The following is a 13,973-nucleotide window of genomic DNA, read 5'->3' on the forward strand; positions in this document are numbered from 1 at the left end:
CGCCGGAATCTTGCGGATGGAATGCGTCGAACCGCTATCTCGGCCCAGCGGCTTCAGATCGATTCAATCAATTTGGTCAAAAATGTCGCGAACACGCGGACTTTCTGAACTCGCAGGAGGTCGTATGAGCAAAATGCCGCCCCGATTGACCGAATGATCGGCGAGCACGGTACGAAGACGTCCATCCGCGACGGGCACGCGCCGCCAGATAGTGGGGCAATTGGGCAAGGCCGAGGCCGGCGATAGCAGCCAGTGCCACGGCCTCGATATCGTTGAACACAGGCCCATTCGGCGGGCGCCCAGGAGCCTTCGCCGCTTGGTCGCGATGTCGCTCTCTTCGATTGTCGTCGTGGCCAAGGCTCTTCGTCTCGGCCCCTGTGGAAAAGTGCCCCGTTGGTAAGCCGCATCCACCCACTCCAAGCTGGGTCGTAACGCATGAGCGGTGGAAACCAGGCACCCATAGGTATTGGCCCTATCAGGTGACACCACCGTCCAAGGGGGCCGTTTCGGCTACCACCAAGGAGTGCGATTGTCCCTGCAGCACCGTGGTGTTTCGCCCGACTTGGCGTCTATGCCCGTTTTTCGAAAGGTGGGATGCTGATGGCAGGCGCCGACCGGGCGCGGCTGCACCACGGAGACGCGCGATGGAAAAAGAAGAAGTCGATATTGATGACAACGAAGACGAAGACGACGTCTCCAAAAGCAACACCGAGGATGCAGACGATCTCGACATCGATCTGGATCAAAACTCCGAGCTTGGCGACGATGTCGATCTGGGGGTGACGGTCATCGGTTCGCGGCCGGCTATTGTCGAGCTCGACACGGAAGTCGACCAGAACGACGAAATGGATCAGGACGCGGATGTCGACAGCGACGTCGGCGATTCCGGCGGACGTAACATCGAGATCGCGACTGACCAACGGCCCGAGGTCGATCAGCGGATCGACGTCGATGTCGAGGTCAGCGAAGATGACGGGGTCATCGTCGTCGAGGTCGACGCCGAGATTGAAGACGATGTCGAAATCGAGAGCGATCTGAGTGTCGACGTAGACGATGATGATGAAAACAGTCTCGATGCCGATGTCGAACAGAATTCGGAAAATGATGAGAACACCGACGTTGATGTGGAAATCCGCGACGACGTCGACGCTGACGTGGACGTAGACATCGCCTCTCTCGTCGAATCCGCAGTACGTGCCGCCATCGATGCGGCAAAGGATGACGACGCGACGGAGATCAATGTCGATCTCGACGAAGAAGCCGCCGCCGACGGGGACGTCGACATAATCGTGGACCTCAGCGACGCCTGAGCTTCATCGCCGCCGCGACGCGGGACAAGCCGGGCTTTGCCCCGGCTTTCTTCCGGCGCCTGTTGCACTGCTGTCCTGTGCCCACCCAAAAGAAACGCTTCATCCTTCGATGAGCCGGCGGGTTCGCCCGTTCGGGTTGACTCTTACCCAAGCGAATAAACCAATTGGCATGAGAGTTTCCCGTTTGGGCCGCATGCTCATTGGTAGCTATTTTCCCGTGCTGAGAACGGCGATGATTCCTCCATCGACGCGTTGTCGAAGGATCCACAGGGATCGTCCGGATAGCCCGTCGGTCCGGTCTGCGAGCGGATGCCCGCCAGAGCGGTTCGTCAATCACAGGGAGGGTTAGTCCCATGCCGGACATTGAAGACATTGATTTCGATTTCGACATTGATGCCGATATCGATCAGGACCTCGATCAGGATCAGGATCAGGATGTAGACGTCGATACCGACCAGGACTCCGACGTAGACCTAGACAACAACAACGATTCCGACGTCGACAACGACAACGACCAGGACGCGGACACCGACAACGATGCAGATGCGGACGCAGATGCGGACGCAGATGATGACAGCGATGCTGATGCCGATGCCGATGCCGATGCGGACGGCGATGCCGACAACGACAACGACACCGAAATCGTCACTGATCAAGCGAACGACAATGACGTAGATGTCGATCAGGATCAGGACGTCAACGTAGATGTCGATCAGGATCAATCCGCCAATCAAGACGCGGACATCGATATCGACTTCGATTTCGACTTCGCTTGACCGTCTTTGCTGAAAACCAGGCGCCCGGGACTCATCCGGGCGCCGAGCGATGCCACCCGTCGCAGGCGCAAGCTGCGACGGCCGGGCTTCGCTCGTCGACGCACTTCAATGCACCGCCAAGACACCCTCGTGGAGATAAACCGACAATGGCTCTCTCCTGGATGAAAGGCGGCGGGGAAGCCGAAATAGAGCGCAAACTTCTTTCTTGCAAAGCTTGGCTGCTTTGGGTGCCCGGCCTCCTCGGGGACAAGTCACTCATGATGCTCGCCTGGATGAAGGCCAGCGCAAGAAACGGGGTCGAGCGCGCGTCCAGGGCCGTGCTGCTGGCGGTTCTCACGCTCGGTTTCCTCAGAGACAAATCGCTGGTGGGCGTCGTCTGGATGAGGGCCAGCGCGAGAAACGAGATCGAGCGCGCGTCCAGGGCGCTGCTGTCGGCGGTTCTTGCGCTGGGTCCCCTCAGAGAGAAATCGCTGACGGTCCTCGCGTGGGTGAAGGGAAGCGCCAAAGCCGAGATCGAGCGCGCATGTCGTCTTTCCAAGGTCTGGCTGCATGCGGTCCTCGTGCGCAACCTCCGTGACTCGCCCGTGACCCACTCGCGCTTGAAGGGCCGTGGAAGAACCGACGTCGAGCGTGCTTTCAATCTTTGCAAAGCTTCACTGCTCATGATCCTGGTACTCAGCTTCTTCGTGAACCTGTTGGCGCTGACGGTTCCCCTTTACCTCCTGCATATCTATGACCACGTCCTTGCGAGCCGCAGTATCGAGACGCTCGTGATGTTGACCTTGATCGTCATCGTTGCTTTGGCCGTGCATGCCATCCTGGAGACCCTACGCCGCGCGATGCTCATCCGCATTGGGGTGTGGCTCGATGAGCGCCTGCAAGCTCCTGTTCTTATTGCAGCGGTGCAGTCGGCCATGCGCGGCGATCCGGCCGCGGCGGCGCAGGCCTGGCGGGACATTGGCGGCCTCCGCTCCTTCTTCGGCGGCACCGCCTGCACCGCTTTGTTCGATCTTCCGTGGACGCCGATCTTCATTCTCGCGATGATCCTGGTGCATCCGCTTCTCGGCGCGATCGGCCTTTTGGCGGCGGTTGTCCTGTTCGGGCTTGCGATGCTCAATGAAATGGTGACCCGCAAACCCTTTGCCCGGTCGAGCGCCGTCTGGGCAGAGAGCCAACACCGGTTCGAGTCCCTGCTGCGCAATGTTGAAGCAATCAGCGCCATGGGAATGCTGCCTGGGGTGGCCCGCCTCCTACACGATGACCAGTCCGACGCGAAGGAGGCTCAACTCGCCGCCGCGATGCGTGGCTCAGCAATCCAGGCTCTCGCACGCTTCGTCCGACTTCTCGCTCAAGTCGTCGTCATGGCATGCGCAGCCTGGCTGGTGATCCTGCACGATGTTAGCCCAGCGGTGATCTTCGCAACGTCTATCCTGCTGGGCCGGTGTCTCGGCCCAGTCGAGGGCGCGATCGGTACCTGGAAGGCAGTCAGCGGCGTACGTCTGGGCTACAGCCGCCTTCACAAGATCATGGCGGCCGCGCCGCAGCCTCGAAGGGCAATGGAACTGCCGCGCCCAAATGGACAACTCTCTGTCGAGCAGGTTACCTTCATGCCGCCGGGCGCGGACACGCCGGCGCTGCGCCGGCTGACCTTCGTCGTCAATCCCGGGCAAATCCTTGGAATAGTCGGTCCCTCAGGGGCCGGGAAGTCGACCCTTGGGCGAATCATTGCGGGCACTCTCGCTCCCACGGTCGGGCATGTGCGCCTCGATAGCGCCGACATCGGGCTCTGGCTGGCCTCCGGTGGTCATCGCTATCTCGGCTATCTTCCCCAGGACATCGAGCTCTTAGGCGGGACGGTTCGGCAGAACATCGCCCGCATGCAGGAGGCCCACGCGGATGACGTGATCGCTGCCGCTGCCATGGTGGGCTTGCATGAAGCGATCATGCGGCTGCCTATGGGCTACGAGACTGATATCGGCGAAGGTGGCACGCGGCTGTCCGGCGGGCAGCGGCAGCGGCTCGGCCTGGCACGAGCCCTTTTCGGCCATCCGCGTCTCATCGTTCTGGATGAGCCGAACGCCAGCCTTGACGCCGAAGGCGAAGATGCCTTGCGGCGGGCTATTGAGGAGATGAGGGGGCGAGGATCGACGATCATCGTCATCGCCCAGCGCCTTGGCATCCTGAACATGTCTGACAAGATTCTGGTGCTTGACAACGGCAGAATGGATGCCTTCGGGAACCGTCGGGACGTCGCCAGGAAGATCAAGAGCGGGCGCACCAGCATTGCGGTCAGGCGCCCACAGATCGTAAACGCCCTGAATCGCGCAGGGCAACTTGGCCAGGTTGACTCCTCGGGGCCGCCGCCGGCGGCGAGACGCCTCGCTAACGGGGCGGAAGCCGAGGGGGTCGTGTCATGAGAAGCTCGAACCACACTGTGGCGCACGATCTCGCAGACGTCCTACCGCCACCGCCGGGGACGCCGTTCCGGCGCTTGCGGTTCCTCGCTGCGAGCGCGTTTGCGGTGGTCGGCGTGTTCGTCATCGGCTTCGGCTTCTGGGCAACCTATGCACCGCTCGAAAGCGCTGCCATCGCTGGAGGGACGATCGAGGCAGAGTCCAGCCGCAAAACCATTCAGCATCTGGAGGGTGGAATAATCGGCCGGATCCTGGTGAAGGACGGCGACGAGGTGACCGCTGGGCAGCCGCTCATCGGGCTGGACAATACAAGGGCTCGCGCCACCGCTCACGTGCTCCAGGCGCAGCTCTGGGAAGCACGGGCCCTGGAGGCGCGCCTGGTGGCGGAGCGCGATGGCCGCGACGCCATTCAGTTCCCGCTTGGCCTTATCTCGGCAGCTCAGCGCAACCCCGCGCTGGGGGAGGTGATGGCCGGGCAAATCAGGATCTTCGATACGCACCACAAGCTCCAGTCATCGCGGATCGGGGTCATTCAGCAGCGCAAGGCTCAGACGAAGGAGGAAATCGCTGCGCTGCGCTTTCAGGCGCAAGCGGCCGCGAAGCGCGCGGCAATCATCAAGAAGGAGATGGCGATTGTTGCCAGCATGGTCGCCAAAGGACTGCAGACGCGCGGACGTCTCTTACAGCTCGAGCGCGAACAGGCCGAGATTGACGGACGGTCCGGCGATACACTGGCGCAGGTTTCGCGGGCCAGGCAAGCCATAGGAGAATCGGATGCGATGATCCTCCAGATGAGGAGCGACCAAGACAACAAGAGCGCCGAGATGCTGCGCGACGTTCAAGCGCAGATTTACCAGCTTATCGAGCGTATTCAGTCCGCAAGGGAAGTGCTGGGCCGAACAATCGTTCGCGCGCCCGAAGCCGGCACGATCACGGATCTGCGTATCCACACTCTCGGAGGGGTCGTGGTCGCCGGCGAGCCGCTCATGGATCTTGTCCCGCGTCGGGACCGCCTGATAGTGCTGGCTCAGGTCAAACCGGAGGACATCGACCTGGTCCGTGCCGGTCTCCCAGCGCGGGTCCGCCTCCTGGCATACAAGCACCGACGGGTGCCTCCCGTCGATGGCGTCCTTACTTATGTCTCCGCCGACCGCCAAATCGACAAGGAAACGGCGCGGGCCTATTACATCGCCCGCGTCCGGATCAGCGAGACGTCCTTGCGTGAATTGCCGGAGGTGGAGATCATGCCCGGAATGCCGGCCGAAGTACTGATTAGGACCGGACAGTTCACTGTCGCCCACTATATGCTGCGTCCCCTCCTCGAGAGCTTCAACCGGGCCTTCCGAGAAGATTGAGAGGCTGGGATGCTTCCCACCGATAGGAGAACCCGCGGCGCCCTGCCACCCATCGGAGCCGATCCGCAGGAAATCGCCGGGCCGGAATTGACCGTCGTTGGCAGCTTGGCCGTGCCGAGCGAGATCCCGTTCCCTGCCGCTCCGCCGGCCATGCATTCGGTTGCCGATCTGGCGCCGGGCGAGCAGGAAGGCGGGCCGACGGCGCACGGCTTCGATGGGAATCCCGCGACAATGCCGATCAAGAACCCGGCTCCGTCCAGCGACGCGCACGACCTCTCGGGCGCCCTTGGAGCGACGGACGGACCAAACGTCATTTCCATCTCCGTGGCTCAGAATTCCTCTGGGCCGAGATCTCCCGCGATCACCCACCGAGAAGGCGCCGGCAGCGGGCACGATCACCAAGATGAGCCAAGCGGCGACGACGCCGGCGGTGGTGTCAGCCTCGGTCCGAGCGATAGCGAGTTGGACGAAATCGACGACACGCCCACTGGTGTCGGCGCCGGTTCGAACGATGGCGGGCCGACCGGGACCGACGACGTACATAGCATCAATGTGATGCAATCCGTGTTGGTCGACCAGGATGCGAGCTTCGCGGTCAGCGGCTACGTGGGCGAGGTGGCGGCGCGGCTGCACATATTTCAGGATCTTGTGATGGACCAGGACGAAGACATTTCCGTCATCGTCGACGGCGACGGAAATTTCGCGGTTCTGCTCGATCAGGAAATGCGCATCGATCAGGAGATCGATCTCGATCTCGAAATCTTCGAAGCCGACGGTGTGCTCCATCTGGATGTTTTCCTGTGGGACTCCGTCGAGGTCGAACAGGATACGACGATCGATCTGCGGATCAGCGACGGACCACCTGGTGGCACGGTCGACGTGAACCAGGATATCGAGCTCGATCAGGACATCGACATCGACATCGACATCGACAGCGAGCTGGAAGAACTTTACGCCGTCAAAGCATATGTTGACGTGCTCCAGCAGGCCGACGCCGATCAGTACGCCGTCGTGGACATCGAGGACTTGAATAGCAAGATCGACGTGGATGTGGACGCAACACAGACCGCGATCATCGAACAGCAAACCGTCGTGCAAGTCGATTTTGCGCTGGTCTAGATCATCTGGGCAAACCTGATCCATATCGTGTGACAGTTGCGATCTACACGCAGCCGGCAAACCGGGCACGAGTTCGTCTCAGCGCGCCACAAATGGGGCGTGAGTGCTTGATCCTGTCGGAGAGGGCGCCCGATGCAGTTGTGCATCGCGTAGGTTTGCCTGTCGATCGGCCGCTGGAATTTACGGTTCGACGCGGAATTCGGATCATCTGCTCGGCGCCACGGCCTGCAGGATCGCGGTGGAAGTCCGTCAGACAGAATTGCCGCAAATTTGTGTCAAATGCGACCGATCTTAACCATACGGACAACTAGAGGTAGATTAGCAGCAGCTAACTCGCTTATATTATTTTGGGGAGCCAATAAGGAGGGTGTATTGACTCTCTCGCTTTCGGTCGAACAGAACGGCTCGCCTTGCGAGCGTCCTTCCATCGTTATAGTCGACCACCATCCGCTATGGCGAAGTTGTCTCGCGCGGATTCTTCGTGATGAGTTCCAGGATTTCGCTATCCTGGAGATCGAGACCCCGCATCAATTGGGCTCCGTGGTCGGGAAAGCTATCAGTCTTGCTACGCTCAACATCGGAGGCGCTGCCATAACGGACGAGCGCGTACTGAAGAGCCTTTCTTTGCTTCACCGATTGCTGCCCGACGCCCCTCTCATGCTCCTCACGCGGCTCGAAGCATCAACTATTTCAGATGCAATGATTTCCGAAGTGACCCGCTTTGGCGTGAGAGGCTACGTTGCACACTCCGTTTCTGTCGAGATTGCCTTGGCTGCGCTTCGATTGGTAATCGCCGGTGGCGTTTACTTTCCGCGATCGCTGGACATGGACTGCGCGAGCTGGGTTTCCGTCTCGCCGGAGAATATCGCCGCCTTGCAAACGCCTATTGCCCTGAACGGCATGGCGACCGCGCTGCCCGTGATTGCGAGCCCAGCCAACATCGTATTCACGGGACGCGAGCGACAGGTGCTGGCAACCTTGTTGCGCGGCCTGTCCAACAAGGTCATCGCCAATGAACTGAACTTGTCGCAGAATACGGTCAAGTCGCATATCTCGCGTATCATGCACAAGCTGCATGCGAAGAACAGGACTGAGGCGGTTGTTCTGTCCCAGCACTCTGCGCATGTCGCCAATGGAGGCGCGCAGAGCGACATTTCCGACGCATAGAACCTGCACCACCTGACATCCAGTGGACTCTTGAGGAGACGATCACCGAGGGGGCAACGCTGCCGCGCTTCACCATGAGAGGCACATCAAAGGGAGCTTCTTCGGCGTCCCACCCATGGGAAAGAAAATCGCCGTCCAGGCGATGAATTTTTATCAATGGTCCAATGGACAGATCGTAGGTGAACGTGGGTTGGGGCTTCTGCAACAAATCGGTGCCGCACCCATGTGACGAGTGGTGCATGCCCTCCTGCGATCGAGATGGTGAGCTAGGCGGGGAGCGTTTCTGGTAACCGAAATCAGAGTTATGCCGATGAAAACGAACGCGATCCCCATGCACGGATTCCCGCTACCCGCTCCAGACTCTCATCCCTGCGATCTGCAGGCCGAAACACCGCGCGACAAGCAGCACAGGTGCTCCAACGGTGCGGATGTCTGAGCCGCGCTAGCTGTTGAACGCCGATGCGACCTGGTGCTGCTGCGGTACCTGGCCATTTGGCGTCAGCTTGTCGACGACGCCGGGCAAGGCCGTAGACAACTGCTTGAGCAGTTCCTGCTCATCCATCCCCGTCCGTTGCGCGATCTCGCGGATGACCTGCGGCCCGAGTGCGGCGCCGAGATCATTGGCATTGATCGACTGGTTCTGCCCGGTGCCGACCCAGGAATCGGCGGCGTTGCCGTGGCCGGCATCCCTGAGCTTGTCGAGCAGGCCGCCCAGTCCGCCGAGCAGGCCGCCGTCGGCGGAGGTCGTTCCGGTGGAAGCAGGGCCGGTCGGGGCCGGGGTCTCGGTCTGGTCCGGCTGTTCGGCGCTTCTGCCGCTCAGCATTTTTCCGACCAGCAACGCGCCGAGCGCGATCATCAGCGGTTTGGTGATGTTGCCGCCGGGAACGGCGTTGTCAAAAAGTCCCATAGTGGATCCTCCATCTCAACCAAGCCCAGCCCATTTCAACAATGGGGCATCCGAGCGGGATTTCAAGTTGGCTTGAGGTTTTGACAGTCCTGTGAAAATGTCCGGCTGGCGGGGGATGGAGAGGAAAAAATGTCAATCATCAGCTGGATCATACTCGGCGTCATCGCCGGCTTCCTGGGCAGCAAGATCGTCAACAAGAGCGGCCAGGGCATTCTGCTCGATATCGTTCTTGGCATCGTCGGCGCCATTGTTGGAGGCCTGATCTTCAGCGCCTTTGGCGCATCGGGTGTCACCGGCCTCAACATCTACAGCCTGATCGTTGCCGTGATTGGCGCGGTGGTCGTCCTGTGGGCCTACCACCAGTTCAGCGGCCGCCGGGCGCTCTAAGCGCGGCTGGATCTTCTGAAGCTTCGAGTTTCTGTCCAGGCAAGACCAGCTTCGCGCCGGGACCCGGCAGCTTGCCTATGGCATCAACACTGCGTCGGCCGCGGCGAAGAAGATCAGCGTTCCCGCGATGAACACCGCCCAGCCGACAAGCGATTTGCGGATGGCGGCCTTGTGCTCGGCGTCGGAGTTCTTGTTCTGGTCAAAATCCGTCATGGGAAACGCCCTTGGCTGATCGATCATGCCGTCGTCTACTGAACGGTCCTTCGCCGATTAGACGATCTTTTTCGGCTCGGCAACAACTCGTTGGAAGACCTGTGTGAGCGCCCCGCTTGGCCCGCGTGAGCAGGTGAGGTCAGGCGACGACGGTCAGCCGGCGCTGGCGCTGATCCAGGGAGACGATGGTCAGTCCGCTGCCGACCACCAGCAGGATGCCGCAGACGGCCAGTGCATTGGGGAATTGCCCGAACACCAGCAGGCCCGAAATGACCGCCCAGACGGTGAAGCAATAGTAGAACGGCGCCACCGCGCTGGTTGGCCCGACGCGGTAGGCCATGAAGATGAAGAAGTGGCCGAAAATCAGGAAAAATCCGGCGCCGGCCATCAGCAGCAGATGGCGCGCCTCGGGCATGACCCAGCGCTCGGAAACCAGATGCGCGGCACCGGCGCCGATCAGCACAATCACGACGGCCGAAATCGCCACGATCATCCCCGGCACCTCGGCCGAAACACGCCTGCCAGCAAGATCGCGCGCCGCCGCGAACGTCGCGTTGCCGAGCGCCAGCAAGGCGTAGATCGAAATGCCTTGCATGGTCGGCTGCGCCACCATCAGCGCGCCGATGAAGCCGAGCCCGATCAGCGCCATGCGCTGCCCGCCGATCCGCTCGCCAAACAGGATCGAGGAGCCGACCAGCATCAACAGCGGCGTGATCTGTCCAAGCGCCGTCGAATCCGCGATCTGCATGTTGGCGAGCGCGATGACGTAGCAGAGGATCGCCGCCAGCTCGAGCAGGTTCCTGCTCAGCACGCGCTTGTCGAAGATCAGCGGGATCTGCTTGCCGTAGCCGAGTGCGAACAGCAGCGGAAAGCCCCACAGCGTCGCCGCCGCACCGCGCAGAAACAGCACTTCGTAGGACGGCAGGCCCGACGTCGCGAGTTTCATCATCGTATCGTTGACGAGATACGACCCGGTCGAGATGATCATGAACAGCGGGCCGCGGATGGCGGTCGGAAGGAAATGCATCCGGCGAAGAAATCAGACCGCGATGACGACCGCAATGGGCCATGACCTGGCCATGACTCAGACAGGGCCGGGCAGGCGAGATGGCGCTGCCGCGGCTTCGATCGAGCGGCCTGTCGCCCATTTCATTTCGGTTCGAGCCTTCCTATATCAGCGCCACATCCCCGCAATCGGATCAATGGTTCGGACTGAGTGAGAGGGCACCCGGCCAAAAGACGCTTGTGTTTTCTGGCCTTTGTCGCTAATCGCCCCGCATTCGACTGAACTGAAGGTCCAGGCCGTCCAAGGAAAGAGACTATGGCAAAAGGTAAATTCGAGCGTAACAAGCCTCATGTGAACATCGGCACGATTGGTCACGTTGACCATGGCAAGACGTCGCTGACGGCAGCGATCACGAAGTATTTTGGCGAATACAAGCGCTATGACCAGATCGACGCGGCACCTGAGGAGAAGGCGCGCGGCATCACGATCTCGACGGCGCATGTCGAATACGAGACGGCCAACCGCCACTACGCTCACGTCGACTGCCCCGGCCACGCCGACTATGTGAAGAACATGATCACCGGTGCCGCGCAGATGGACGGCGCGATCCTGGTTGTGTCGGCTGCCGACGGCCCCATGCCGCAGACCCGTGAGCACATCCTGCTGGCCCGTCAGGTCGGCGTGCCGTCGATCGTTGTGTTCCTGAACAAGGTCGACCAGGTCGACGACGCCGAGCTGCTCGAACTGGTCGAGCTCGAGGTTCGCGAGCTTTTGACCAAGAACGAGTTCCCCGGCGACGACATTCCGATCGTCAAGGGTTCGGCGCTGGCGGCTCTGGAAGATTCGGACAAGAAGATCGGCGAGGACGCGATCCGCGAGCTGATGGCTGCGGTTGACGCCTACATCCCGACGCCGGTTCGTCCGCTCGACAAGCCGTTCCTGATGCCGATCGAAGACGTGTTCTCGATCTCGGGCCGTGGCACGGTTGTGACCGGCCGCGTCGAGCGTGGCGTGGTCAAGGTCGGCGAGGAACTCGAGATCATCGGCATCCGTCCGACGACCAAGACGACCTGCACCGGCGTCGAGATGTTCCGCAAGCTGCTCGATCAGGGCCAGGCTGGCGACAACATCGGCGCGCTGCTGCGCGGCGTTGATCGTGAAGGTGTCGAGCGCGGCCAGGTTCTGGCCAAGCCGGGCACGGTGAAGCCGCACAAGAAGTTCGTGGCTGAAGCCTACATCCTGACCAAGGACGAAGGTGGCCGTCACACGCCGTTCTTCACCAACTACCGTCCGCAGTTCTATTTCCGCACGACGGACGTGACCGGCATCGTGTCGCTGCCGGAAGGCACCGAGATGGTGATGCCGGGCGACAACATCACGGTCGATGTCGAGCTGATCGTGCCGATCGCCATGGAAGAGAAGCTGCGCTTCGCCATCCGTGAAGGCGGCCGCACCGTCGGTGCCGGCATCGTCGTCACCATCAAAGAGTAATCGACGCCGGCATTCTGCCGGTCAGGCTCAAACAGAAAGGGCGGTCCTTGGGGCCGCCCTTTTCTTTTACCGGCGACCGGGTGCCATATTGTCCTGTTGCAAGCCTTTGGACCTTGTCTAGTATAGTTGCATCGCGGGGCTTTTTCCCAAATGGTTGTAGGGCGCCTTCCAGATTGTCAGGCTTTGTGGTCGCTGCGGCTGATCAGTCTGCTGGCGTTGTTTGTCGTTGGGCATGCCGCTTTTGCGGCGGATACAGCGGCGGATCTCGGTCCGACGATGCGGTTTGGCATTGTCCGCAGCAATGCGCCGGGCTGCGAGCCGATCTGCCCGGAATGGATTTCGGCCGAGGGCTCGATAGAAGCCGGGACGCCGGTTCTGTTCAAACGCTTGCTCAAAACGCTCAGTGGTCGAAAGCTGCCGATCGTCGTCGATTCTCCCGGCGGCAATGTCGAGGCGGCGCTGACGCTTGGCCAGCTGATCCGCAAGAACAAGCTCGATATCGCCATCGGCAGGACCCGGTTCGACGGCTGTCTGCCCGATGGAACGGGCTGCGCGGGACATGACGGCAAGGGCGCCCATTACTTCGGCGAGCCTTACGCCAGCGGCGCGATGTGCAATTCCGCCTGTCCGTTGATGTTTGCCGGTGGTGTCCGGCGGTTGGTCGGCGAGTCTGCCTATCTCGGCGTCCACCAGATCACAACCACCTATATCCGCACCAAACTGCAATATCGGACCACCTATCGCATCGTGGGCGGCAAGAAGAAGGTGCTCAGCACAAGAATCGTCAGCCGAAAGAGTGCCGGCAGCTACAAGACCTACGAGATGAGCAAGTCGGTGGAGAAAAGGCTGGCGGCCTATCTGAACGGGATGGGCATCGAGCAGGGCGTGCTCGAAACGATGAAGAACACACCGGCCAGCGGCATCCACCAGCTGGAGCTGCAAAACATGCTTCGGATGAAGATGGTCACCAGCCTGGATTCCGTCGACCTGCTGACCGCGGGAGCCATCTGCCGCGCCAATCCGCCGCCCGCGAATTGCCGGGAAGTGCCGGCTCCGACGAGCAAGGCCACACCGCCGGCTGCTGTGGCGAGCGCTGAGCCTTCCCCCGCTGCCCCGACCAAATCGCAAACCGTACAGCAGGACAATATTGCCGACATGCGCTTCGTTCTGGTGCGTGGCAAAAGTTTCCTCTGCGACCCGGATTGTCCCGAATGGATTTCGGCGGAAGGCAAAGTTACGGCCGAGACGCCTGAGAAGCTGCGCCAACTGCTGGGCACCCTGGGGGATCGGCGGCTGCCGGTCGTGATCAGCTCGCCGGGAGGTGACTTACCAGGCGCTCTCGCCACAGGGAGGCTGATCCGCGAACGCAAGCTCGACGTGGCGGTCGCACGCACCGAGTTCATGGAATGCGAGCCCGACAAGCCGGGCTGCACGGCTGAGGACGGCGTCTATGTCGGGCTCACGAATGATGCGTTGGGCGAATGCAACGAAGCCTGTCCGATCATGCTTGCGGGCGGTGTCAGACGTCTTGTCGGTCCCCATGCAAGGTTGAGCCTGCGGTCGCTGGAACTCGACCGGAAGGTCAAGTCCTACCTCGAGGAGATGGCGGTCGGGCCGGGTCTGTTTGCGGCGATCAAGCCCCATTCAAGCCAACGGCGGCTCGACCCCAGGATGATGCTCAAAGTCGGGCTGACGACAGGGCCTCAATCGGCGGATGAACTGACGGGCGCCTCGATCTGCAAATCGGCACCGAAGCCGGGCAATTGCCGCCTTGTGTCGGCGCCCAGGCTCCAGGCCAACGCGCCCACCAAGTCGTAGCGCCCCTAGC

Annotated in this window: 14 protein-coding genes; 10 read left to right on the top strand and 4 right to left on the bottom strand. The window is 61.2% G+C overall.

Going from position 1 to position 13,973, the window contains the following annotated elements; genetic code table 11:
• The first annotated feature begins 548 nt into the window (after positions 1–548).
• The 7 genes from AC1RZR_RS21755 to AC1RZR_RS21785 all read left to right on the top strand — a co-directional run bounded on the left by AC1RZR_RS21755 (position 549) and on the right by AC1RZR_RS21785 (position 8,370).
• A complete protein-coding gene (locus AC1RZR_RS21755; protein ID WP_481825935.1) occupies positions 549–1,310 on the top strand; it encodes a hypothetical protein in 762 nt (253 codons plus the stop codon).
• Positions 1,311–1,663: 353 nt separating this feature from the next.
• On the top strand, positions 1,664–2,086 hold the full coding sequence (locus tag AC1RZR_RS21760; protein WP_481825936.1) for a hypothetical protein: 423 nt from the start codon (positions 1,664–1,666) through the stop codon (positions 2,084–2,086).
• 146 nt (positions 2,087–2,232) lie between these two features.
• Positions 2,233–4,503, top strand: coding sequence for a type I secretion system permease/ATPase (locus AC1RZR_RS21765; RefSeq protein ID WP_481825937.1), 2,271 nt, complete (start codon positions 2,233–2,235; stop codon positions 4,501–4,503).
• The gene (locus AC1RZR_RS21770; RefSeq protein WP_477275058.1) at positions 4,500–5,855 is read left to right on the top strand and encodes an HlyD family type I secretion periplasmic adaptor subunit; all 1,356 of its coding nucleotides are present in this window, start codon (positions 4,500–4,502) and stop codon (positions 5,853–5,855) included. The genes AC1RZR_RS21765 and AC1RZR_RS21770 overlap by 4 nt, the downstream gene beginning before the upstream one ends.
• Positions 5,856–6,086: 231 nt before the next feature.
• Positions 6,087–6,974 (top strand): hypothetical protein, encoded by an 888-nt coding sequence (locus AC1RZR_RS21775; RefSeq protein ID WP_481825938.1) that lies wholly within the window; start codon positions 6,087–6,089, stop codon positions 6,972–6,974.
• A gap of 372 nt (positions 6,975–7,346) precedes the next feature.
• On the top strand, positions 7,347–8,141 hold the full coding sequence (locus AC1RZR_RS21780) for a response regulator transcription factor (RefSeq protein WP_477275054.1): 795 nt from the start codon (positions 7,347–7,349) through the stop codon (positions 8,139–8,141).
• A gap of 115 nt (positions 8,142–8,256) precedes the next feature.
• A complete protein-coding gene (locus AC1RZR_RS21785) occupies positions 8,257–8,370 on the top strand; it encodes a hypothetical protein (RefSeq protein ID WP_477275052.1) in 114 nt (37 codons plus the stop codon).
• A gap of 213 nt (positions 8,371–8,583) precedes the next feature.
• Here the strand turns inward: AC1RZR_RS21785 and AC1RZR_RS21790 are convergent, their stop codons facing one another.
• Complete coding sequence (locus tag AC1RZR_RS21790) at positions 8,584–9,048, bottom strand: YidB family protein (protein WP_477275050.1); 465 nt, start codon at positions 9,046–9,048, stop codon at positions 8,584–8,586.
• Positions 9,049–9,177: 129 nt separating this feature from the next.
• On the opposite strand from AC1RZR_RS21790, the gene AC1RZR_RS21795 reads away from it, so the two are divergent.
• Positions 9,178–9,435: a GlsB/YeaQ/YmgE family stress response membrane protein gene (locus AC1RZR_RS21795; RefSeq protein WP_111548622.1), complete on the top strand. Its 258-nt coding sequence runs from the start codon at positions 9,178–9,180 to the stop codon at positions 9,433–9,435.
• A gap of 75 nt (positions 9,436–9,510) precedes the next feature.
• Here AC1RZR_RS21795 and AC1RZR_RS21800 read toward each other — a convergent pair whose 3' ends face one another.
• Both AC1RZR_RS21800 and AC1RZR_RS21805 read right to left on the bottom strand, forming a co-directional pair.
• Entirely contained in the window at positions 9,511–9,648 is a 138-nt protein-coding gene (locus tag AC1RZR_RS21800) for a hypothetical protein (protein ID WP_164548697.1), read from the bottom strand.
• A 139-nt stretch (positions 9,649–9,787) separates the two neighbouring features.
• A complete protein-coding gene (locus AC1RZR_RS21805) occupies positions 9,788–10,675 on the bottom strand; it encodes a DMT family transporter (protein WP_477275048.1) in 888 nt (295 codons plus the stop codon).
• A 294-nt stretch (positions 10,676–10,969) separates the two neighbouring features.
• Here AC1RZR_RS21805 and tuf point away from each other — a divergent pair, with 294 nt between their 5' ends.
• Positions 10,970–12,145, top strand: coding sequence for an elongation factor Tu (gene tuf, locus AC1RZR_RS21810; RefSeq protein ID WP_013531404.1), 1,176 nt, complete (start codon positions 10,970–10,972; stop codon positions 12,143–12,145).
• A gap of 117 nt (positions 12,146–12,262) precedes the next feature.
• Here tuf and AC1RZR_RS21815 read toward each other — a convergent pair whose 3' ends face one another.
• Entirely contained in the window at positions 12,263–12,724 is a 462-nt protein-coding gene (locus tag AC1RZR_RS21815) for a hypothetical protein (protein WP_481825939.1), read from the bottom strand.
• 30 nt (positions 12,725–12,754) lie between these two features.
• Between AC1RZR_RS21815 and AC1RZR_RS21820 the strand changes: the two genes are divergently transcribed.
• A complete protein-coding gene (locus AC1RZR_RS21820) occupies positions 12,755–13,963 on the top strand; it encodes a COG3904 family protein (protein ID WP_477275043.1) in 1,209 nt (402 codons plus the stop codon).
• Positions 13,964–13,973 lie beyond the last annotated feature (10 nt).

The sequence above is a fragment of the Mesorhizobium bavaricum genome (assembly GCF_056781655.1).

Bases quoted from the DNA above. Each gene is read 5' to 3' on its own strand.
- AC1RZR_RS21760 (WP_481825936.1), top strand. From the start codon at position 1,664: ATGCCGGACATTGAAGACATTGATTTCGATTTCGACATTGATGCCGAT.
- tuf (WP_013531404.1), top strand. From the start codon at position 10,970: ATGGCAAAAGGTAAATTCGAGCGTAACAAGCCTCATGTGAACATCGGC.
- AC1RZR_RS21770 (WP_477275058.1), top strand. From the start codon at position 4,500: ATGAGAAGCTCGAACCACACTGTGGCGCACGATCTCGCAGACGTCCTA.
- AC1RZR_RS21815 (WP_481825939.1), bottom strand. From the start codon at position 12,724: ATGGGCGCCCTTGCCGTCATGTCCCGCGCAGCCCGTTCCATCGGGCAG.
- AC1RZR_RS21800 (WP_164548697.1), bottom strand. From the start codon at position 9,648: ATGACGGATTTTGACCAGAACAAGAACTCCGACGCCGAGCACAAGGCC.
- AC1RZR_RS21820 (WP_477275043.1), top strand. From the start codon at position 12,755: ATGTGCAATTCCGCCTGTCCGTTGATGTTTGCCGGTGGTGTCCGGCGG.
- AC1RZR_RS21790 (WP_477275050.1), bottom strand. From the start codon at position 9,048: ATGGGACTTTTTGACAACGCCGTTCCCGGCGGCAACATCACCAAACCG.
- AC1RZR_RS21795 (WP_111548622.1), top strand. From the start codon at position 9,178: ATGTCAATCATCAGCTGGATCATACTCGGCGTCATCGCCGGCTTCCTG.
- AC1RZR_RS21805 (WP_477275048.1), bottom strand. From the start codon at position 10,675: ATGCATTTCCTTCCGACCGCCATCCGCGGCCCGCTGTTCATGATCATC.
- AC1RZR_RS21775 (WP_481825938.1), top strand. From the start codon at position 6,087: ATGCCGATCAAGAACCCGGCTCCGTCCAGCGACGCGCACGACCTCTCG.
- AC1RZR_RS21785 (WP_477275052.1), top strand. From the start codon at position 8,257: ATGGGAAAGAAAATCGCCGTCCAGGCGATGAATTTTTATCAATGGTCC.
- AC1RZR_RS21765 (WP_481825937.1), top strand. From the start codon at position 2,233: ATGGCTCTCTCCTGGATGAAAGGCGGCGGGGAAGCCGAAATAGAGCGC.